The 22,291-nt window shown below is 39.5% G+C and carries 15 protein-coding genes; 5 read left to right on the forward strand and 10 right to left on the reverse strand.

Annotated elements, in window-relative coordinates; all coding sequences use genetic code 11:
* Positions 1 to 3: 3 nt before the first annotated feature.
* From MHB79_RS12005 to MHB79_RS12015, 3 genes are all read right to left on the reverse strand, one after another.
* Positions 4 to 7,038 (reverse strand): DNRLRE domain-containing protein, encoded by a 7,035-nt coding sequence (locus MHB79_RS12005; protein WP_340901360.1) that lies wholly within the window; start codon positions 7,036 to 7,038, stop codon positions 4 to 6.
* A gap of 167 nt (positions 7,039 to 7,205) precedes the next feature.
* Positions 7,206 to 7,994, reverse strand: a complete 789-nt coding sequence (gene blaBPU / locus MHB79_RS12010) for a BPU family class D beta-lactamase (protein WP_340989832.1) — start codon at positions 7,992 to 7,994, stop codon at positions 7,206 to 7,208.
* 125 nt (positions 7,995 to 8,119) lie between these two features.
* Complete coding sequence (locus MHB79_RS12015; RefSeq protein WP_137054940.1) at positions 8,120 to 9,283, reverse strand: acyl-CoA dehydrogenase family protein; 1,164 nt, start codon at positions 9,281 to 9,283, stop codon at positions 8,120 to 8,122.
* 144 nt (positions 9,284 to 9,427) lie between these two features.
* On the opposite strand from MHB79_RS12015, the gene MHB79_RS12020 reads away from it, so the two are divergent.
* From MHB79_RS12020 to MHB79_RS12035, 4 genes are read left to right on the forward strand one after another with little or no spacing between them, the layout of a single operon-like run.
* Positions 9,428 to 10,192 carry an amino acid ABC transporter ATP-binding protein gene (locus MHB79_RS12020; RefSeq protein ID WP_034620634.1) on the forward strand — a complete coding sequence of 255 codons (765 nt, stop codon included), beginning with the start codon at positions 9,428 to 9,430 and terminating at the stop codon, positions 10,190 to 10,192.
* Complete coding sequence (locus tag MHB79_RS12025; protein ID WP_340989838.1) at positions 10,189 to 11,049, forward strand: amino acid ABC transporter substrate-binding protein; 861 nt, start codon at positions 10,189 to 10,191, stop codon at positions 11,047 to 11,049. The genes MHB79_RS12020 and MHB79_RS12025 overlap by 4 nt, the downstream gene beginning before the upstream one ends.
* Entirely contained in the window at positions 11,046 to 11,744 is a 699-nt protein-coding gene (locus MHB79_RS12030) for an amino acid ABC transporter permease (RefSeq protein ID WP_137054937.1), read from the forward strand. The genes MHB79_RS12025 and MHB79_RS12030 overlap by 4 nt, the downstream gene beginning before the upstream one ends.
* Before the next feature lie 12 nt (positions 11,745 to 11,756).
* Positions 11,757 to 12,470 (forward strand): amino acid ABC transporter permease, encoded by a 714-nt coding sequence (locus MHB79_RS12035; RefSeq protein ID WP_050943701.1) that lies wholly within the window; start codon positions 11,757 to 11,759, stop codon positions 12,468 to 12,470.
* 156 nt (positions 12,471 to 12,626) lie between these two features.
* Here MHB79_RS12035 and MHB79_RS12040 read toward each other — a convergent pair whose 3' ends face one another.
* The 5 genes from MHB79_RS12040 to MHB79_RS12060 form a co-directional block, all read right to left on the reverse strand.
* A complete protein-coding gene (locus MHB79_RS12040; protein ID WP_050943700.1) occupies positions 12,627 to 13,667 on the reverse strand; it encodes a 2,3-butanediol dehydrogenase in 1,041 nt (346 codons plus the stop codon).
* Positions 13,668 to 13,737: 70 nt separating this feature from the next.
* A complete protein-coding gene (locus tag MHB79_RS12045; RefSeq protein WP_340989840.1) occupies positions 13,738 to 14,958 on the reverse strand; it encodes an MFS transporter in 1,221 nt (406 codons plus the stop codon).
* Between the two features lie 371 nt (positions 14,959 to 15,329).
* The gene (locus tag MHB79_RS12050) at positions 15,330 to 16,079 is read right to left on the reverse strand and encodes an SDR family oxidoreductase (RefSeq protein ID WP_106032673.1); all 750 of its coding nucleotides are present in this window, start codon (positions 16,077 to 16,079) and stop codon (positions 15,330 to 15,332) included.
* A 164-nt stretch (positions 16,080 to 16,243) separates the two neighbouring features.
* Positions 16,244 to 17,401, reverse strand: coding sequence for an iron-containing alcohol dehydrogenase (locus MHB79_RS12055; protein ID WP_340989842.1), 1,158 nt, complete (start codon positions 17,399 to 17,401; stop codon positions 16,244 to 16,246).
* Entirely contained in the window at positions 17,398 to 18,849 is a 1,452-nt protein-coding gene (locus tag MHB79_RS12060) for an alanine/glycine:cation symporter family protein (protein WP_217012241.1), read from the reverse strand. Before MHB79_RS12060 ends, MHB79_RS12055 begins: the two co-directional genes overlap by 4 nt.
* 138 nt (positions 18,850 to 18,987) lie before the next feature.
* Here MHB79_RS12060 and MHB79_RS12065 point away from each other — a divergent pair, with 138 nt between their 5' ends.
* Entirely contained in the window at positions 18,988 to 19,881 is an 894-nt protein-coding gene (locus tag MHB79_RS12065) for a LysR family transcriptional regulator (protein WP_340989846.1), read from the forward strand.
* 132 nt (positions 19,882 to 20,013) lie between these two features.
* On the opposite strand, the gene MHB79_RS12070 is transcribed toward MHB79_RS12065, so the two are convergent.
* A complete protein-coding gene (locus tag MHB79_RS12070) occupies positions 20,014 to 21,132 on the reverse strand; it encodes an ABC transporter permease (protein ID WP_340989848.1) in 1,119 nt (372 codons plus the stop codon).
* Complete coding sequence (locus tag MHB79_RS12075) at positions 21,125 to 22,291, reverse strand: ABC transporter permease (protein WP_340989849.1); 1,167 nt, start codon at positions 22,289 to 22,291, stop codon at positions 21,125 to 21,127. The genes MHB79_RS12070 and MHB79_RS12075 overlap by 8 nt, the downstream gene beginning before the upstream one ends.

Below are 22,291 nucleotides of genomic sequence, written 5' to 3' on the forward strand. Positions count from 1 at the left end.
AAATTACCACTTCCCTATATACTGACCTTTACTGTTAAAGCGGTAATGCACTTTAACTTTACCATTTTGTGGTCTTACTTGTCTTACTTTACCACGATGATCAATAGTTTCATGCCATGTTCTCTTTTTTCCTGTTTTATAATTCCATTCTCTTACTACTCTTCTGCCCGCCATTTCCCCTTTTTTCTTAGCCGGTGTTACGTGGCCATAGTAACGGTAACGTCCCCCAGATAAATGCCTAACTTTTGCCTTGCCATATTTTTGTGATTGCTTATAATGTTCTTTTAATTTGCTATGCCTAGCAGCATTGTGGGCAATATTTGAAGATCGTTTAGCACGCTTTACTACTTTTAACACCTTGAATACCTTCCCAGGTCCAAAATTCGATGCTGCTGCTAAAGCTGCGCCTTTCCAGCCCTTGCCCGATTTATAAGCTTTGTATCCATCATATACTGCAAATCCTGCATTGACAACAAACCATACCCAATGGCCGTCTGGGTCTACATTCATGACTGGGTTGTTGTTTCCATAGGTATATCCGTTTTGATCTAGTGAATCTCCATCGCTTCCTGGATCTGGGTCAAGTGATAGGAATACGCCGTTTCTTGGTTCATAGTAGCGTGCGATTAAATAGTACAGTCCTGTTTCTTCGTCGAAGCGGTAACCAGCATAGCGATATGGGTTGCCTTTTACTTCTTCATCTTCTTTTACCTTTGTTGGAACGCCCCATGTATCGTATTCGTACTCAGCAACGATTTTTCCTGCACTATTTGTGATGGCCATGACATCACCGTGTGCATTGTAGTGATAGAAATATTTGTTTCCATTTTGCGTGAATGCAAGGAGTTGTCCACTGTCACCGTATGTGTATGCTTTTGTGACTTCGTTGTCTCCATCTGTTTCGTATAAAACATTCAGGCTGTCGCCGTCATAAAAGTAATTGGTGACTTTTCCATTCACTGTTTTTTGAATTCTGTATCCACGCTCATCATATTTGTAAGTGACAAATGGCTTGTCTTCGCCTTTTTTCGTGATGGCCGTTATGTTATCTTCTGCATCCCATTCATAAAGGAATTGTCCGTCAGACGTTCGGTTGCCATTTTTGTCATAAGTTAAAGTCTCATCATTTACCTTTGTCAGTTGGTTCATGATGTTGAATGATGCGTTGATTGTTTTTTTAGTGCCATTTTTTTCAGTCGTAACTGTTTTTCTGTTTCCAAACCCATCATATGTGTACTCAATGACCGTGCCATCTGGATGACTTTCTTTGATCAATTGATCTAATTTTCCATATTCATAACGAATCTTCCCGTTGCTTCCTTGATCAACCGTTATTCTGTTTCCATTTTGACCATATTCGTAAGCTTCGTTTAAGATCGTCGTGCCTTGGCTTGTTCCAATGTGCAAATCATTGATTAAGTTGCGCTCATCATAAGCAAAGCTAGCACCACTGCCGTTACCTGTAATAAAGGACTGAACATTTCCATTTTCATCATAATCAAACGAATACGTAGAACTCGAATCCTTCATCTGCGTCATTTGATCAAGCTTATTGTAACTAAATTGGTTCTTCCCTTTTTGATTTCCGTGTGTCCACTCAAAGGATTTCAGTTTATCTGAATCGGCTGGATACGTCCAAGTTTGGCTGCTGCCACGCTCTGTTAACTTTGTGATGCGATTTTGTTGGTCAAACGTGCGATTTTTGGTTGTGTTTTGTTCTTTGTTGACAACCGTTGTTTCGTTTCCGTTTTTATCATAGCTAAAGTGATATTTTTCTGTTCCATTATACGACTTTGATTTCACTCGGTCTGTTCCATCATACGTGAGAGACACTTCATGTCCATTAGCAGAAATGGTTTTGATTAAGTTGCTATTCGCATCATATTCACTTTTTAACACATTTCCTAAAGGATCAATGGTTTTCGTCAATTTGCCCATCAGGTCGTATTCAAATTGATACGTCTGATCTGACTCTGCACGAATCGTTTTCGACTGTTCATTGCCCTCTTTATCATACGTTCTCACAATGGATGTCCCGTTAGATAAAGTGATTTTCTTCAGCTGATCAGCCTGGTCATATTCGAATGTTGTTTTTTCGCCTTTCGCATCTGTTTCAGAAAGCTTTTTGCCCGTTTCGTCGTAGGCAGATTGAGATGAGTAACCAAGTTCATCCTCTTCTTTAACAGCATAGTTCCCTTTCTCATCGTAAGTGGTTTTCGTTAACAGACTACCTTCTACTAGACGGATATCATCAAACCAAGCCGTTCCAGTCGCGCTTTTTTGGAAAACAATCTGAACGTCGACTTTTTTCAATGGTTTTGTTTTTGGTATGACAACCGCCGCTCGGTTCCACTCTTGTGTACCGGTTGGGAATTTCGCATTAAACGTTCCTGTTGTGCCATCTGTATACGTAACGGACGCTTGAAGTGAGTAATCATTCTCATTTGAGGCTTTGACATTTTCAGCCTTAGACATCCCAGTCAATGTGACATACACAGATTGATCATTCACACTTTGTTCAATCGGTACAGGTTGTTTATAGATGGCATTTGCTTGAGTTGTAGAGGTTCTTGTCATTTTTAACGAAACGTCATCGTTAAAGCCTTCTTCATTATCTAATGAACCACCTGTTCCGCTCCAGCTTGTTGTTTTATCCGTAAAGGAATTATTTTTGACTGGATTATAACTTGATGAAACTTCTCCTTTTTCTAGCTGAATCTCATCGAACCAGGCTTTTCCTTTTCCAGCCTTATCTCGATGATCCACTTCCATATAGATTACAGCTTTGCCTGCATGAGATGGCGTCGTAAACGTGACTTGGCGTTTTGTCCAATCGTTTTTGCCTAATAATGTGCTGTAGCCGTTGCTGATCCATTGAATTCGTTTGTTATTTGTATCTCTTAAATCGATGTTAAAAAATGCTCTTGCTTTCGTTAGCTCTGTCTTTATTTTTCCACTAAGTGTATACGTCGTATTTGGCTCTAGTATTACTTCTTGAGTAGCAGAAGAATAGCCAAGTTCTGTTCCTTCAGTTGTCGATTGTGAACTGATCTCTAATACTCGGCCGCCAGATAACGCACCACTTTTCCCAGCTATTTGTGCTAGTTTCCCGTCATCCTTAGATGAGGTAAGCTTCCAGCCAGTTAGCGTATTTTCAAAACTGCCATTTTTTAATATACTCGCACCTGAAGCAAGTTCTTTACTCGTTTGTACCAAATTCCCGTAAGAATCATAAATACTTGCTGAAGACATATTTCCGCTTTGATCTGTCTCAGATACAGCATCTAATCCATCATAGGCGATATCTGTGATATCTCCTTCTGTATCTTTCACTTTAGTGACATCATTGTTTTTGTTATACTCGTAGGTTTCTGTGCCATAAGCATCTTTCGCCTGAATGACGTTGCCATTTTTGTCATACGAATAGCTTTCTGTAGCTTTTCCTTTTTCTACATCATTTGGGTCAGTTTCTTCTACGATTTGGTTGCCTTCATATTTCGTATTAGTGGTAATTTTAAGCCCTTCCGCATCATCTACAAATTGAATTGGATTGGCTGCTTCGTTATACGTATACTGTATTTTCCGACCGTTTGGCTGCGTCAGCATGAGTGTCTTTTTAGATAAATCATATGCGTACTCAAAGGTTTCTTTTTTTGCATTGATTGCCTTGACTAAACGATGATTTTCATATTGGTATTCTGTAAAAACAGGCTGATCTTCTGTGCTGTTTTGAGAGAATTGTTTAATCAGTTTGCCATCTTTGTCGTATTCATACGAGATGCTCGTTCCATCTGAATCAATGATTTTCATTAGGAAGCCTGCATCATACTCATATGAAAGCTTTTTTCCTTTTGGTCCTTGAACCGAGATGATATGACCATCTTCATCATATTCCATTGTTATTTTTCGACCAGATGCATCTTCTATTGATGTGAGCTGATTGTTTTCGTTATATTTGTATGTCGTTGTATTTTTATGTCCATCTACAACCTTGGTGATTTTCCCACCATTTTTACTAAAGTGTGCAAAGGTTTGATCCTTCGTTTTTAACATGTATTCATCTTTTGATTCCGTTAATTCAAGGAAAATACCTGTTGGTGGTTGATACGTACCATCTGTTTTTTTTGTAAAAACATGAGTTGTGGCATCTTCATCAAGATAGATGGCACCTTCTTTTGTTGGCGTGATACTCGTTTCTACATCTGCGTACCACCCTTGACCAAACAGGTGGTCAGCTGCATCTAAACTGTTGTATGTGCGACCAATTCCAAGTCCCGGTCCTCTTCCATCAATCGACATTTCTTCTTCACTGACAATCACATTACCAGTCGCACCATTTAGCTGGCCGTCTGGTATATCAATAATCGACCAGTAATCCTCTGTTCCAAGGAATTCAGCCCCTTCATGGAATGTCGGGTTAAAGGCTGGTGTCGGAATGGTTTCTCCATTTGCATCGTAGGCGGAAAGAGTAAAGGAGTAGTTCTTGCGTCCTTTATAATTTCCATTCGCATTTTCATATACTGGTGATGGGTCTAGCGCTAATTCCCCGCCTTTACCATCTGTATGAAGCACATATTTCCCACTTTTAACTTCAGTAGGAGTCGGCCAAATGTTCTTGTTTTGTGTAGTCCAATGATCGACATCACCAACATCAAATGTTTGATATGCCTTACCATTATAGATGTTAATTTTATACCCTTTTGCATTTTTCACTTTGTCCCAATGTAAATTGATATAACCTGTTTGGCTCTCTTTTGTATTGGTATAAGCATATCCAGATAAAGCTTTCGGTCTAGATAAATCAGGTAAAGTTGGTCCAGCTGGCGGTGAAGCAATGGCTTCTCCATCTTTATTATAGGCAATCACTCTGAAGGAATAATGTTTTTGAGCCCCATCTCCTCCAGCATTTTTGTAAGTCGCACCAGGATGAATTGGAAGCTCAGCACCTTTTCCATCTTGGAGGTGCAATGCATATTTACCTGCTTTGATCTCAGCAGCTGTCGGCCATACTTTTTTCCCTTTTGTTGACCATGATGTTTGATTCCCAAGATCCAATGTCTCATAGCTTTTCCCATTAAACATTTGTATTTTATAACCAGTCGCACCGGATACTGAATTCCAAGAGAGATCAAAGTAACCTGTTGCGTTATTATTATTGAATCCTTTTGTACTAGGTGCTTTCGCTCTAGCCACATTCGGCACGACAGGTTTTACTTTTGCGGACATTGCGCCTTCACCTTGGTCAAAAATCGCACTTACAGCTACCCAATAATTTTTACTTGCCGCATAATTGCCGCCTGAGTTTTTGTAAACCGGGGAAGGATCAACTGCTAATTCAGTCCCGCCTTTTCCATCTAAATGGAGTTTGTATTTTTTTACTGCAATTTCGCTTGCTGTTGGCCATATATTCTTTCCTTTTGTACTCCATGATGCCACATTTCCAACTGAAATGGCTTCATACTCTTTTCCGTTGTACAGCCATACTTTGTAGCCTTTTGCGCCAGACACCTTTTTCCAACTTAAATTGAAGTAGCCTGTCCCATTTCCATTACTAAAACCTTTTACAGTTGGTGCATTTGCCTGCGGAATGGTATACGTTACTTCAATGACTGGTTTATTGGTAGAGTTTGTTGATGAGATTATTTTTTTCCAATGGTCTTGCCCATTTCCATTTGCATGTAATTTAAATCCATAGTTAGCTGTTCCGCTATTCCAAGCTTTGATGGTCGATGTCACATCATAGCTCGCCCATTGTCCTTTATATACATTGGCTTTGCCGATATTTTTGGAGCTTGGTTTATTATTCCATGTTAGTTTTGTATGATCATAGTTGGCATTCACTGTATCCAGCCAAAGACCAGTAGCCTTCGTCCCGTAATATGAATGAGCAACATACGTTTTGAGCGTCGCTTTCGTTACATTCATATTTTGAATCGGCTTGAATGAATTAAACTTCATAAACGCATAGTTTGTACCAGTTGTTTTATCATAATAACCTGTTTTCAGTACATAACTTTTAAGTTTAGCATCCCATTTTTGCGTAGAGGATGAATAATTTGTTGTTGGGTATTTACTCATGATAAATGTGTCTGCTGACACAGATAAAGAAGTCGAAGGATCGATAGACACAGGATAAACTCGTTCAGGATCTTTTAGCCATTTTTCATCTGCTGTCACACGAAGTAAATAGCCATCATCTTCTTTTTCTAATTTAAAGCTCACATCTTCTGAGCGAGCCACTTCACCTGACTTTTCATCTAAATTAGAATCAGTCATAAACGGTTTTGGGACTTGAAAAATGGTCCGTTTCTTCTGATCATAAAATGTGATAGAACCGTCTTCCTCGATTTCCCCAGTTAGATCAGTCTTTATTTTAAATGTAAATGAATTGTAGCCATCATATCGATTGAGTACAATATCTTCTTTGATATTTTCATTAAAGGTAAATGAACGTAAATCTATATTTGGAAATACCTCTTCATATGTAAGCTCGTTGGTGTTCTCTTTAAATTGTGCAGATGAATCTTTGGAATCGATTTCTGATTTATTTTTCCCTGAAGCTTTTAAAATTGAAAATTCAATTTGATGCTTCTTGTGTTCAAATGTGGCATATAGCCCTTGTTTCATTTGCTTTTGAAAAGTTGATTCTAATCTTGCATTTTCTGTTTCTATTTCTTTTTTCGAGCTCGTCTTTAATTCAGGAGAGATATCCTCCCACTCAGCATCTGGGGTCTCTTTTATATGAATTGGATCAGGATATACCTCTTGTGTAAATACACCCTCTCCTTCATAAAAAAGCTTGCTGTTTTCTGTTCTTTCTGAAAGAATTTCTCCGTCTTTTCCAATTTCATCTTCGTCAATACCTGCCATTTCTAGGGCTTTTGAATTATCTAATTCTTCTAAGCTGTTATGACTTGGTTTTGTATTTTCGTCATGTTCTTCTGCAAAAATATCAGAAGGAAACATTGATAAAAGCATCACAAACGATAGTAGTGCTGCAATATTCTTTTTCCAATTTACTTTTCTTTTTAGATTCATATTAATCTCCTTATCATATATTTGTAACATTTGTAACATTACGCCATATATAATAATACATTTGAAATGATACTTCAATATATTTCAATAAATATATCATTCTTTCAAACTAAACCATATATCATCAACTTATCAATAAATCCCCTTTTTCACATAAAAAAAGCACCCTAAACGGATGCTTCAATCAAATGATATTTTTTCAAAATGCGATAGGTGATGTCTTTTGCTTCTATGCCGGTGCCTTCGATATTTGTGGCGAAAATGTAGGTTTTATTTTCATGTTTGATGAAGCCTACGTACCAGCCGATACCTGATCCAGAGCCTGTTTTTCCGTATAGGTTGGCGTGTTTCTCTTCTTCTTGTACCATCATTCGTTTGACTGTTCTTATGACAGTTAGGTCAAATGGAAGAGTCTCTTCATATAGCTGTTTGAGGAAACGAACTTGTTCGATTGGAGAAATTCGCAGGGTACTGCTTAACCAAAATTGATCGATTCCGCCAGATATGTCTTTGTTCCCATAATGAATGGCTTTCACCCAATGATTCATGCGTTCTTCTCCAATGTCACGCGCCATGGCTTGATAGTACCAGACGACTGAATCTCTCATCCCAGATCCTAATGTATGATCCCTATTCCAGCTGTCAATCTCTCTTTTTACGCCATCCCAATATTTGATGTCGTATTCATCTCTCACTGCGCCCGTTTGGAGTCCGATTAAAGCATTTGCTACCTTAAATGTCGATTGAGGTGCAAAGCGCTCTTTCGCTCTATTTTTGTTATACACCCAAGGAGACTTTTCTTTTACTTCTTGAATCACAAACGTGCCTTCCCGATTTTTAAAGAATTCATCTACTGACCACGCTGGTGATCTTGCTACAGTTGATGAAGGCTGGCTGATACAAAGTGCCATCAGCATGATGCTAGAAAACAGCCATTTTATATACTTTTTCTTCAAGACAACCGCTCCTTTTCCCATGATTGCCATGATTGTAGCATGTTTAAGCGATGGGATATAAGGTACGCTTGTCCTCTTTTCTTTCAAATAAAAAAAAGCCGATTTATCCGGCTTTTTACTGTATATTAGCTCTCTTTTTTCTCTTGAATGGCCTGTTTCGCCATTTTTGATATCGTCATATCGTCCATTGGTGGGTTATGGAGCCCGGCACGAATATCTCGATAGTAGCGCTGCAGTGGACAGTCTAGGCTTAAGCTTTTCGCACCCACTAAACGCATAGCTTTATCGACAACTTGCAAACTGTGATTAACGACGGTATGCTTTACAGCACCAAATTCATTGATTAACAGCTCTCTTTTCTCTGGCTTTTCATACAAAGTGGTCGTTGAGTAGATGACGTGGCGTGCTTGCTTTAATAGTAAGTCGATTTCGCCAATCAGTGTTTGGACATTTGGCAGATCACTAATCGTTCCGCTGATGCTGTTCGGTGAGTGGGTGATGGCATACTGAACAGCATAGTCTCTTGCCGCTTGCGCAATCCCTAAATAGCAGGAAGGAATATGTGCAATCCAAGGATTTAGCGTAACACCCCGCGGCCCTTTTTGCACCTCCACAAGCATGTCATCTGAAACCTTCACCTGATCTAAGATTAAATCATGACTTTCAGTTCCTCTCATGCCCACAACATTCCACGTTTCTTCTATTGAAACACCTTCTGTCTCACGATGAATTAAGAAGAAGCCCATGGCCTCTTTTTCTTCGATCCATACTCCGACTAAAAAGTATGTAAGTGCCGGTGACATCGTTGTGAAAATTTTACGTCCATTGATGATCCACTCATTACCTGATCTAGTGGCTGTTGTCCCAGGCTTCCCGCCTCTTGTTGGACTGCCTGTCTGCGCCTCGCTCACGGCACGGTTGACAAGGGCGCCCTTCTTCACTTCTTCCGCAAAGAATTGCAGCTGCTGCTCATTCCATTGTTTCTTTTCGTAAATTTCGCCTACAACCCCTTGGTGCCAGCCGATTGATAAGGCAGTCGCTCCGTCCATACTGCCGAGCGTCTCTTGAAACAGAACCATATCCTTCACAGATTGACCTCCGCCTCCGTATTCAGCAGGAAGAGACAACGTTGTATAGCCCATCTCTACTAATGATTCAATATTTTTTTCAGGAAAATAAGCGCCTTCATCATGTTCTTTTGCTGTTTGTTCGATCGTTTCACGAAGAGATTCTAGTTGATTGAGCCATGTTTTTTGAAAATCGGTATCGACAAATAATGCTTTAGACAAAACGTATCCAACTCCTCTATATCTCACAATCTATCATATCTGATTTTTCCAATCGGAATAAATAAAACACACTTTACTTATAGGATTTAATGTGTTAAATTTTATCAATATTAAGTACATATGTCAAAGGAACGTGATGCTTTTATGATTTCAGCTACTAATCTACATAAATCTTATGGGCAGACCCATGTGTTAAAAGGCATTGATTTCACCGTACAAGAAGGTGAAGTGGTCGCCATTATTGGACCGAGCGGGTCAGGAAAAACAACACTTCTTCGCAGCTTAAACAGCCTCGATATTCCAGACAAAGGTGAGCTGACGGTTGGTGAAGCCACGATTCAATTTGAACGATATCATAAAAAAGATCTGCTAAAACTCAGGCAGCAATCCTCCATGGTGTTTCAGCATTATCACTTGTTTCAGAATAAACGAGCACTTGAAAATATTACAGAAGGATTGATCGTGTCTCAAAACATGTCTAAAAAAGAAGCTGAAAAGGTAGGGGAGCAATTTTTAACGCGGATTGGACTGCTTCATAAAAAGGATGCATTTCCGAGTGAATTGTCCGGCGGTCAGCAGCAGCGAATTGGCATAGCCCGCGCTCTTGCGATGAACCCTTCAGTGCTTTTGTTTGATGAACCTACGTCGGCACTGGACCCAGAGATGGTAGGAGAAATTCTAGAAATGATCAAAGATATTGCAAGTCAAGGCATGACGATGGTCATTGTGACGCATGAAATTTCTTTTGCAAAGGACGTGGCGGATACGGTGATCTTTATGGCAGATGGCGAAATCGTTGAAAAAGGCTCACCAGAAGACGTCCTATTGAAGCCACAGCATGAACGAACGAAACAATTTTTATCAAGAATTCATCGCGGCATGTGGCAAGAATCGGAGAAAGACAAATGAAACAAAAGACAGCATTCATGATGTCCGGTGTCCTTCTGCTTTTTCTTTCTCTGATGGGCTGCAGCAGTGTGAAAACCACGACCGATGATGGTAGAAAAATTGTAAAAGTCGCACTGAGTGCAGAGGTCAATCCACCCTTTTTAGCAACAAATGAACGAAACGAACCGATTGGCTATAACATTGATTATTTAAATGAAGTGGAAAAAAGACTTCCTCACGTACATTTTGATTACATTTTTGGCGAGGAAGAATCGAATTTAATTGGTGTAGGCGCAGGGAAGTTTGAAATGGCGGCTAATTGGTTTTTTAGTAATCCTGAACGTGAAAAGCGTTTCCTTTACCCTAAGGTTCCGTATGGTTATTCGATGACAGGTTTAATTGTGAATGAATCAGACAAAGAGATTCGATCGCTTGATGATATGACATCTAAAAAGCTGGCTCCTGTCAGCCCTAGCGGAGGCTTGCGTTCGATATTAAATCAATATAATCAAGAGCATGATCCGGATATTCCGCTGACGACTATTGAGAGCCCTTCAAATGAGCTTAACTTAAAGCGCGTTGAAAGTGGACGGTCAGATGCAGCATTTATGAACATTTCAACCTTTGATACCATTCAAAAGCATTTAAACCTAAAGGTCAAAGTTGGCGGCATTGTGTCAAAGGAGCCTATCTATCTTGTCTTACAGCCAAGCGAGAAGAAGCTTGCAAAAGATTTGGACCGGATCACACAAGAGATGATTGATGATGGAACACTGCCTAAGCTGGCGAAAAAGTGGTTTGGGATTGATTTCTTTCAAGATATTGATGACATCTCAGAGCAAGGCGATCAAAATGAAGGAAGGAATGAAGCGTCATGACGTTTACAGCTGGAGATTGGCTGCGCATTTTTTTACAGGTGCTTGAACGCCTGCCACTCACTTTTCTCATTATTATCGTGTCATTGTTTTTTGCCATCATCATCGGCTTGCTATTTGCATGTATTCGTATCAAGCAAATCCCAGTACTGAAGCAATTGGCTGTTATTTATTTATCTTTTACACGGAGTACACCTTTAATTGTTCAGCTTTTCTTGATTTATTTTGGACTGCCTCAGCTTTTGCTTGTGGCAGGGATTCAAATCAATCATTGGGATCGTGTGCTATTTGTGATGATGACGTTTTCTTTACATACGGGCGCTTATTTATCTGAAGTTTTTCGCAGTGCGTATTCATCTGTCGGGAAGGATCAGCTGGAGGCCGCCTACATTGTTGGGATGACAGATACACAAGCGTTGATTAGGATCATTATCCCGCAGGCCTTCCTCATTGCACTGCCGAACCTCGGAAATTACACCATTGATCTCGTCAAAGACACGGCAATTGCCTTTACAATCGGACTCATTGATATCATGGGGCAGGTGAAGATCATTTTAGGAAATAACTACGGAATCGGTCTGTTTGAGGTGTATGTGATCATTGCGATTGTGTATTGGCTTATTTGCATGAGTATTGAACTGATCACCATGCTGCTTGAAAGGAAATTTGTAAAAGGCCGCACCAGCCTGTCACGTTAAGGAGGCGATTTGATGCAAACCATTGATATTCAATTTGCGATTGACCAAGTACCTCATATTCTAAAAGGCGTTCCTTTTACCTTATTGATTGCACTCGTTTCCATGGCTGTAAGCCTGATGATTGGATCTGTTTTTGCTTTCATTCGTCTCTTCCGCATTCCTGTACTCAGGCAGCTTGTGACGCTCTATGTCTCCTTTTTTAGAGGAACGCCTCTTATTGTTCAGTTGTTCGCTTTCTTTTATGGACTTCCTTTTGTTCTAACCAAAGTGAGCGGTACATTCGGGCTGACCTTTCATCCAGATATGGTCTCTCCATTAGCTGTTGCCCTTATTACATTCAGCCTTCATTCAGCCGCCCATTTAACAGAGGTCGTTCGGAGTGCACTTCTTGCGGTAGACAAAGGACAGCTTGAAGCGGCAAAAATTGTGGGGATGACGACACGCCAAGCGATGATGCGCATTATTTTGCCGCAGGCATTTGTGGTAGCCCTGCCAAACTTAGGCAATCAGCTCATTCAGCTATTAAAAGCCACCTCTCTTTCGTTTACGATTGGAGTACTTGAGATCATGGGGATTTCCCGAATCATTGCGAACGACGGCTATCAGTTTTTAGAAACGTATCTCGTCTCTGCTTTGATCTATTGGCTGCTGAGCATTTTCTTTGAACTCGCTTTTGCCTTGTTAGAGAAACGAGTCAGCGTGTACGGAAGATCTCTTGGACGATAAAAAAGTCGATCAGGCACGAGAACCTGATCGACTTTTTTTGATCCATTTATTCACCTTTTTTTAAGTGTGTTAAAGGAAATTGTCCTGCTCTTTCCATTGATTGATCACTATGAATAGAAAAGAGAATGGCTTTTGCCATTCCCCTTCGTTGTCTTACTATTCAGCACTAACTAAAATTTTCACTTGATCTTTTTCATTGATTAATGCATTGAAGCCATCCTCGATTACATCGTCAAGCTTGATTTTTTTCGTAACGAGTGTATCAGCAGAGAAATAGCCTTTTCTCATTAAGTTTAATACAGATGGGAATACGTCTCTATAGCCGATGATCCCTTTAACTGTACGTTCTTTAATGACGATGTCATTTGGCATAATTTCTGCGCCTTTTTCCCAAATGCTTACAATGACTGTTTCACCTGAAATTCTAGTTGATTGGATTGCTTGCTTCAATACAACAGGTACACCTGTCACTTCAAAAGAAACATCGACGCCACCGTTTGTACGGCGTGCAATTTCTTGAACAACATCTTCATATTGAGAAGGATCAACAATGATCGCTCCAAGCTCTTTCGCTTTTTCTTGGCGTTCTTTAGATAATTCTACTGCGTAAATATCAGTAGCACCAGCTGCTTTTAATGCTTCAATAACAAGCAAGCCAATCGGTCCGCAACCAAACACAGCCGCTGTATCCCCAGCTTGTACTTTACTAGAACGAACCGCATATAAAGCAACTGCTGAAGGCTCTACAAGTGCCCCTTGCTCATATGAAATTTCGTCTGGTAATAAATGAAGTAATTCTTCATCGACAGATACATATTCAGAGAATCCACCGCCGCCTCCGGCAAGTCCTAAAAAGCCCATGTTTTCATCTAAGTTGTAAGCACCTTGATGTCCGTGAGTTGCAAAAATAGGCTCAACAACCACTCGGTCGCCTACTTTGTAATTGCTGACGTCTTCTCCTACTTCAACAACCTCACCAGAAAATTCATGCCCCAGTGTAATAGGTGCTTTTTCTTTTGTCAGTGGATGAGGTTCATTCACTGGAATGAAGATAGGTCCTCCTAGATATTCATGTAAATCACTACCACAAATGCCGCACCATTTCACTTTAAGTTTCACTTTTCCTGGAGCAACTTTTGGTTCATCAATTTCCTCTAGTCGAATGTCCTTTTGATCGTGCCAGCGTAGTGCTTTCATGTGTAAGACTCCTTTTCTCATCAATTTAATTAACTTACTTAAATAATCATAACATAATTTTTTTAATTTTCTAAGTAGGATGCACTATCTTTTTGCCAGTCAATGGACGAAAGATGACAAAACATAGCAATAAACAGACAAGAAGCATACATAGACTCCCGGTGACAACGGAGGTTCGGATTGATAAAACATGTGCAAGCCCACCAGAGACACCTGTCAGCATGATCGTCAGAATGGCTTCAACTAAAGCATAAAAACTGGCTACCCTCCCCATCACCTCTATCGGGATATTCGTTTGATAGAAAGTCATAAAACCTGTGTTCGCAAATGCTAAAAAGAATGCTAATATAAAAAATCCAACAGCGGCTATAAACAATGTGCTGGAAAAAGCATAAATGAGATAGCCACATGCCACCAACAAACTGCCAATCCCAAGCATGATCGAAACAGGCAGCCTCTCCACAATCACCGAATTGAGACCTGCGCCTGCGATAATGCCTGCCCCAGCTATACTCACAAGAAGACCATATTGTGTATCAGTTAGCAGAAGCACTTCTTTTGCAAAGGCTGTTTCAAGAGAGTCAATGGCAGTAGGAAGTACCGTGATAGCGGCACTAAATAATAAATACACCGCCATAATTTGGCGTGATGTCAAACTAAATCGAAGAACAAGCCTCGCATCCTCTTTTAACATTGAAAGGGTAAAACCCTTTTGGCCAGCATCTTGTTTGAGCAAATTCGGTAAACACATTGTTAACAGAGCAGATACCAACAAGCAGATCGCATTTATATAAATTGAAAAAACAGGTGTACCGACTAAAAAAAGCAGACCTGCTGCAGCGGGGCCAAGTAAAAACCCACCCGATTGTAATAATGAGCGAATGGCATTAAACCGTTTTCGGTTATTCGCCGGGATCAATCCTGTCATATAGACCATCGACGCTGGATGAAACATCGCTTGTGCCATTTGAATGAGAAGCACTAGCACATAAAGGATAAGGAGATGTCCTGAAAATAACGCAAAGGGTATACATGCGATTAGGATTGCCCGGCTGATATCTAAGCTGATCATCACTTTCCGCTGATTCAGCCTGTCAATCAAACTGCCAGACCAGCTGTTTGTCAAAAGAGCCGCAGCCGGTCTCAGCATATAGACGGCTGTTACAGCCAGCACAGAGCCCGTTTCTTGAAAAATGAGCAGATGGAGAGCAATCATATAAATCCATTCTCCTATGTTCGCAATTCCGATGGCTCCAAGCAGCAAACTCATATCCCGCCAATGTTTTTTCATCACTTTTCCCCCTATTTGTCATAAAAAAATCCCGCCCCCAAGACATTTCTGTCTTGAGGACGGGATTTACTCCGCGTTGCCACCTCAGTTTATTCATCTGTTGCCAGATGAACCTTAGCAGGTCATCATGAACCCATCTCTGTAACGGGAGAATATCGCTGCACCACCATCCGAAGGAATCCGGTGCAGAGCTAAGAGGCTTGGTTCCATCATGCTGCCCAGCTCCTTCTCAGCTTCACGGAGTTCTCTGTGCGGGACAGCTCATGATGTACTCTTCTCTATTTGCGCTATGTCTTTATTTCATCACGATCTTCAGCTGAATTGTTACATATTGTACTGCGCCTTGATCAAAGCGTCAATGTTTTTTCAAGTTAATCAGCATAGATCATCTTTCTGGTCATGCCGCCATCAACGACTAAATCTGTGCCGGTCACAAATTGATTCTCCTCATCGGTTAAATAAAAGCAGGCCTTCACAATATCCTTTGGCGTGCCGACTCGATTGGAAAGATGCTGCTGGTGATCGATCTCTCGAAGATTCTCCTCATCCTTCGTTTCAATCCATCCAGGTGAAATGCTATTCACCGTGATATGATCCGAACTAAAAGAAGCCGCTAAGGCATGAGTCAGCGCAGATATTCCGCCTTTTGATGCGGCATATGCTTCTGTATGAGGCTCTGACATGGTCGCGCGGGTGGATGAAATGTTCACAATAGAACCGCCTTTTGGATTCTCTTTTATATAACGTGCTGCTTCTCTTGCACATAAAAAAGTCCCTCTTAGGTTCGTCTGTAACACACGATCCCACTCGTCAAGCGTTAATTCATAAGGCGATACTGTGCACATGACACCAGCATTATTAATGAGAATATCAATCGTTTTACAGCGCTCCGCCGCAAACGACATGAACTGCTGAATCTCCTTTTCTTGCCTCACATCCGTTTTCTTAAAATAAGCTTCTAATGATTCTTTTTTTAGCTCTTCCTCCAAGCGCTTACCCTTTTCTTCATCTATATCCGCAAGCACCACTCGTGCTCCTTCTTTTGCATAGCCCCAGGCGATCATTTCACCAATTCCATTGGCTGCGCCTGTGATGATAACGGTTTTATTGTGAAATTTCATCGTTTATCCAACCCTTTCTCCATCAGATGTTGTCGTCTATCATACCACTCATATATAGACGATACCTAGCCACATGAAACATAAAAGAACACCCTCCAAGTGATCGTGTCATGAAGAGGGTGTTTCTTTGGAATTCATTGATTCTATTTTTCTATATGGTGATTTTAAAAAGCAGCCTTTAAAATATCTAAGTAGTCGGCTTTCGTAACAGTACGAACATTACTTGATGTAGAGCCGTTTTGTTCTGCTAATTCAGCCATTTTTTCAAAATCCTCTTCTTTTACATAAGATAAATCTTTTAGTGCTGGAATACCTAATTTTTTTGTGAATGTATACATGCCATCAATTAATTTTTGAATCGCCACATCATCTGAATCCGTTTTATCTGCAAAGCTCATTATTTTGGCAAGCTCTGCGTGTAATACCTTATTTTCGACTGCATTGAATTGCATAACATAAGGCAAAAATACCGCGTTTGCGATACCATGAGGTGTATCATAAAGACTACCAAGTGCTTCTGCTAAGCAATGAACGGCTGCGACATCGGCTGAACCGAAGCATAAGCCAGCAAGTAAGCTCCCTTCCTGCATTTTATATCTCGCTTCTAGATCAGATCCATTTTCATATGCCTTGGGTAAGTATTTTACAATTGTCTCCATTGCACTTGAACCCATTGCTTTGGAAATAGGATTTGTTACTTTACATGAATAGCCTTCAATAGCATGTACCAATGCATCCACGCCTGTTGCGGCTGTTATGCCTTTTGGCACCGTCAATGTAAGAGCAGGATCTAAAATCGCAATGGTTGGCCGAAGCAAGCCATGCTTTAATGTGATTTTTTTATGTGAAGCAGCTAACGTAATGACAGATGAACGGGTCACCTCAGAACCAGTACCAGCCGTTGTTGGGATACAAATTAATGGAGATAGATTAGCATACGCCTTCTTCCCTGATATATAATCTTCAGGAATGCCGCCATTTGGACCTAATAAAGCAATCGCTTTCGCCGTATCCATTGGACTTCCGCCACCAATCGCAATGACCGCTGATGCTTGTTCTTTTCTAAAGAGCTCTGCACCAGCTAGACATTCACTATCTCTAGGATTTGGAGATACTTGATCAAATACAACGACAGAATAACCAGCTTCCTGCAAATACGCTTCAATAGGCTGAACGAGCCCTGCGCTCTTCACACCAGAGTCCGTCACCAGCATAACTGTGGCACCCGGCAATACAATATCTTCTACTATAGATCCGATTTCTTTTGATTGACCAGTCCCCATCATCATTTTTGTTTGGCAATGATATTCAAAATTCATCATGATTTTTCTACTCCTTCATTTGTGTTTATGGAGTTAGCAGTTTGTTTTTCTGCTCCCCACCATTCTATTTCTTTTAAACCTGGTATGCTAGATGCATAAAAGACAGGATCTTTGCCTAACAATCTTTGTTGAATGTAATCATCCAAAGCGGCAAAAGCGAACTTGCCTAGAATTGCAATCGCAATCAAGTTGACAATTGCCATAATGGCCATCGACAAGTCGGCCAACGTCCAAACGATTTGTATGTTGGCCACAGCCCCAAACATGATCATCATTAATACCATAATTCGATACATCAATAGCGCTGTTACACTTTTATGGATAAAACCGATATTGGCTTCACCATAATAGTAGCCACCTACAATAGAACTAAAAGCAAAAGTAAATATAGCAAATGCTAAGAAAATACTAGCCCAAGATCCAAAATGCTGTGCCATTGCTGCTTGTGTAATTTCGATACCAGATAATTCACCAGCTGTTTCTACTGTCGATAGCATAATAATAAAGGCAGTACAGCTACAAACAACTAATGTATCAAAAAATACACCTAATAATTGAACAAACCCTTGTTTTACTGGATGCGAAACATTAGCGGCAGCAGCGGCATTTGGAGCACTTCCCATTCCTGCTTCATTGGAAAAGAGCCCACGTTTTACACCGTTCATTATCGCAGCACCAATCCCGCCCCCAACGATTTGCTCTAACCCAAACGCACTTTTCATAATACTTGTTAATGCCGCGGGTACAGCACCGATATTTGTGACAATCACATAAAGTGCTAAAATGATATAAAATGCCGACATAATTGGCACAATGATTTGTGTAAAATTAGCGATTCGCTTGACACCACCAAAAATGATGCAAGCAGTAAAAATTGTGACAAATAGCCCCATGGCAATTGGGCTGATCCCAAATGAATATTGAAAGGCATTTGTAATTGTATTCGTTTGTACAGCGTTAAAAATTAAGCCGAAACTAAGAATAACAGAAAAGGCAAAAACCCTGCTTGGCCACTTCATTCCGAATTGCTTTTGAATATAGTAGCCTGGTCCCCCTTTAAATCCATCATTTGTTCTAATTTTATAAATTTGAGCTAGTGTACTTTCAACAAACGCAGAAGCTCCCCCTAAAACGGCCGCAAACCACATCCAGAAAATAGCTCCTGGACCGCCCACTGTGATGGCAATCGCAACGCCTGCCATATTTCCAGTACCAATTCTTGTAGCAGCTCCAATAAAAAAAGCTTGCATAGATGAAATTTCATGACTTCCCTTTTTGGTTTTGGGCGCTTTTTCAAAAATAGAACGGAAAATCTCTTTTAGTAAGACAATTTGCATAAATTTCATTCTCACTGTAAAGTAGATTCCTATGCCGATTAACATGACTACTAAAATATATGTCCATAAAAAATCATTCACTGAATTGACAATCATTTCAAACAAAGCCATCTCCCCTTTGCAAATCTGAATATTTGAAATAACACAACTTGCAAGCGCTTACTTTTATGATAGTAAAAATGTTATGATCAATCTATAGAGGTTTTCTGATGATATCAATCGGCTCGTCCGATTTAGGGAGGCTTGAAGTTGGAGATCAAACAACTGATGATGTTCCAAACAGCATCAAAAGTATTAAACTTTACAAAAACTGCACAAATGCTTGGTTATGCTCAATCTAGCATCACAGCAAATATTGTTGCATTAGAAGAAGAGCTAGGAACCCCTCTATTTGAAAGGCTTGGAAAAAGGGTGATCTTAACAGAAGCTGGCAAACAATTTCAACATTATACGGATAAAATTTTAGGCTTAACTGGGGAAGCATTAGAGGCTGTTGGCGGAATGAATGAGCCAAGCGGCATTTTGAGAATATGTGCATCTGAAACACAATGCACCTACCGGCTTCCTCACATTTTAACGGACTTTCAAACAAAGTATCCAAAAGTCGAACTGATCTTCCGCCCAGGAATAGCGGAAAAGGATGTTCTAAATCTATTATTAGAAGGACAAATTGATGTCGCTTTATTATCCATGAATCCTGTAGTATCCTCACATTTACTTGTAAAAGAATTAAAAGATGAACCGATGGCCATTGTATGCTGCCCAACAAATCCTTTGAGCAAAAAACAAAAAGTATATCCAATTGATTTGAACGAGCAAAGATTGTTGTTAACTGAAGACTGTGATTATCGCTACGCCTTTGAACATTCATTAACACAAGCGGGAGCAAAACCGAGAAGTAAACTAGAATTAGCAGATGTAGAAGCCATAAAAAAATGTGTAATGGCTGGCTTAGGAATTGCTGTACTTCCCGAAATTTCAGTAAAAAGAGAAATTGCAGAAGGCAATATCATCAAAATCAAATGGGTGGAACCCAGTTTCACGACGAAAATCCAACTATTTTGGCATAAAAACAAATGGATGTCCCCTGCTTTAAAAGCATTTGTGGATTTAACAGAGGATTATATCCTTCTAAACGGGTAATATGAGCATTTTTCTATTTCTTTCATTGCCCCGCCTCCAAAATACTGAAGAGTTATTGTATATAAAAACCCTCTATAGCTATATAGAGGGCTTAAGCTTTCTAAAAGATAACAGTAATTTCATGGAAAGAGATTAATAGGATCGGATATTTTTCAAACCAATCACCATAAAAACAATCGTAAAAGCAGCTAAAACTGTGATGTCTAATAATAAGATTGAGTAATTGACAGTACCGCTCATCATCTCACCAAAACCAGACATCATCCATGTTTGCGGTATAGCCAACGAGATCTTCTTCATCATGTCTGGAACGATATCTAATGGCCAATAAATACCGCCTAGCATGCAAGTTCCTACAATGATTATTGCACTAAATACTTCAGCTTGCTTTTTTGTATGAGATAAGGTTGCAATCATAAAACCTAAACTCACAACCAGCCCTATAATAAATGATCCAAAAACTAAAATAAGCATAAAGTTTCCTAAGTATACATTAAAGAATATTGATAAGATGGTCAGAAGGACACCCAGTTGTATCCATCCAAGAAGAAAATAAGTTATGAAATACCCCAATAGCACAGATATTTTCTGGATGGGACTTGAAAGCAATCTTTGCCATGTATAATCTTTATATTCCAGATGAATAGAGGATGCCGAGCTTGAGATCGCAAACATCATAAACATGATGGTAAAGCCAAGCGGTATTAAATTTGGATGCTGGCTTGCTTGACCACCTTTTTTTTCAATTAAAGACATGCTGCCAGATTCATTTAATTCGTTGAGTGCACTGATAAGAGAAACACTTTTCTGCTCCTTTACACCTCGATTTAACTGATAAATAATGGCCGCTGTCTCTTTTAAATAGGGAGATAAGATTGCATATTCCTCAGTTTTCTTATAAACTGTCACATCAAAAATCTCTTTATTTTCTTTTAATTGGCTCTTTAATTGGCTTGCGACTTTAACTGACGCAACTGCCTTTTCATCATAAACTAAATCTTTTGCTTCGCTTTCAGTCGTCTTTATCCAATGAAATTTAGTGTTCTTTTCAAGGATATGAAAAATTTCTTGATTCAGTTTACCATCACTATGCTCTTGAATAAAAGCAACTATAGGTTTCTTTGTATCAGATGCCATACTTCCAAAAATAAAACTAAATACGATTGGCATAACAAATAAAAAAATGAGGGTCAATGGAGACTTTAATGTTTCTTTTAACTTTAACGTTATAATGGCTAATATTTTATGCATAACGATGCTTCCTTTCAAAAGACATTCTTAATAAAGCAATGATGAAGAAAGCAAGTCCCATCCCACAGCTAAGTAATAATCCACTTTGAATTTCACTAAAATCAGCACCTGCCATACTTTTCAAAAACATTTGAAGTGCAAGAGAATTAGGTAAAAAATAGCTGATATCAATCACCCATTTTGGGAATAAGTATAAGGGCACCATACTCCCACCTAAAGCAGCTAACACTTGAGTTCCTAAAATCCCCACACTGTTAAACGTTTTTTCTCTATTGATAAAAGAACCAATCAACACTCCGAAACCTGCAGCATTTAATATAAAACTACATCCGATCATAACAACAGTAAAAGGCTCTCCCCAGTTCACCTTAAAGACAAAGCTAGTAAATAAAATAATGACCGCAAGTTGAATCATACTCGTCAAAACAATACCCAATAACTTCCCAACGATGTAGCTAGTATTGCTTAATTTTGATACAACTAACCTTTTATAAACCTCTTCCTCTCTTTCCTCTATCATACTTCCAACTAAGAAAACAACAGTCATTAATAAAAAGAGAACACCCATCCCGCCTGCATAGTACTGGAAAGACGTAATCGGCTGGCTGTTGATATGAATATTCCTCTCGTTCACCAGTTCTTTTTTCAGTTGATCAGACACGATCTCCACTTCTTCACCTTGATTTAACGGCATCAGAATACGATTCATATGATAATTTTGAAAGAATTGTAGAACCACATTTTCTAAGACCATTTCTTGTAAGGCTGAATTAGGCCCTTTCAAAATATTCAATTGCACATGATCGTGATTTAATAGGCTTTTTTCAAAATTTGGCTTGATGATGATGCCCACTTTGATTTCTCTATTATTTAAATCTTTCTCTAGCTGATCTTTGGAGATGACCCTTACATCAATGATGTCACTGAGTTCATTCTTAGACAATGTCGATAGAAACATTTTACTTGTAGCGGACTTATCTTGATCTGTAACTCCTACACGAAATGAATTGATGCTGACTTCACTTTCTTGCTTCATATTCTCTCCAAATGCTGCACCTAAAATAGCAATCAATATAATAGGCATAAAAAAAAGTGTAAAAAAGCTTTTCTTATCTCTAAAAAACAATAATAGATCTTTTAGTACAACCCAGATGCTCAT

It is taken from the genome of Bacillus sp. FSL M7-0558 (genome assembly GCF_038003245.1).
In the GTDB taxonomy this organism is placed as follows: Bacteria; Bacillota; Bacilli; order Bacillales; family Bacillaceae; genus Bacillus; species Bacillus pumilus.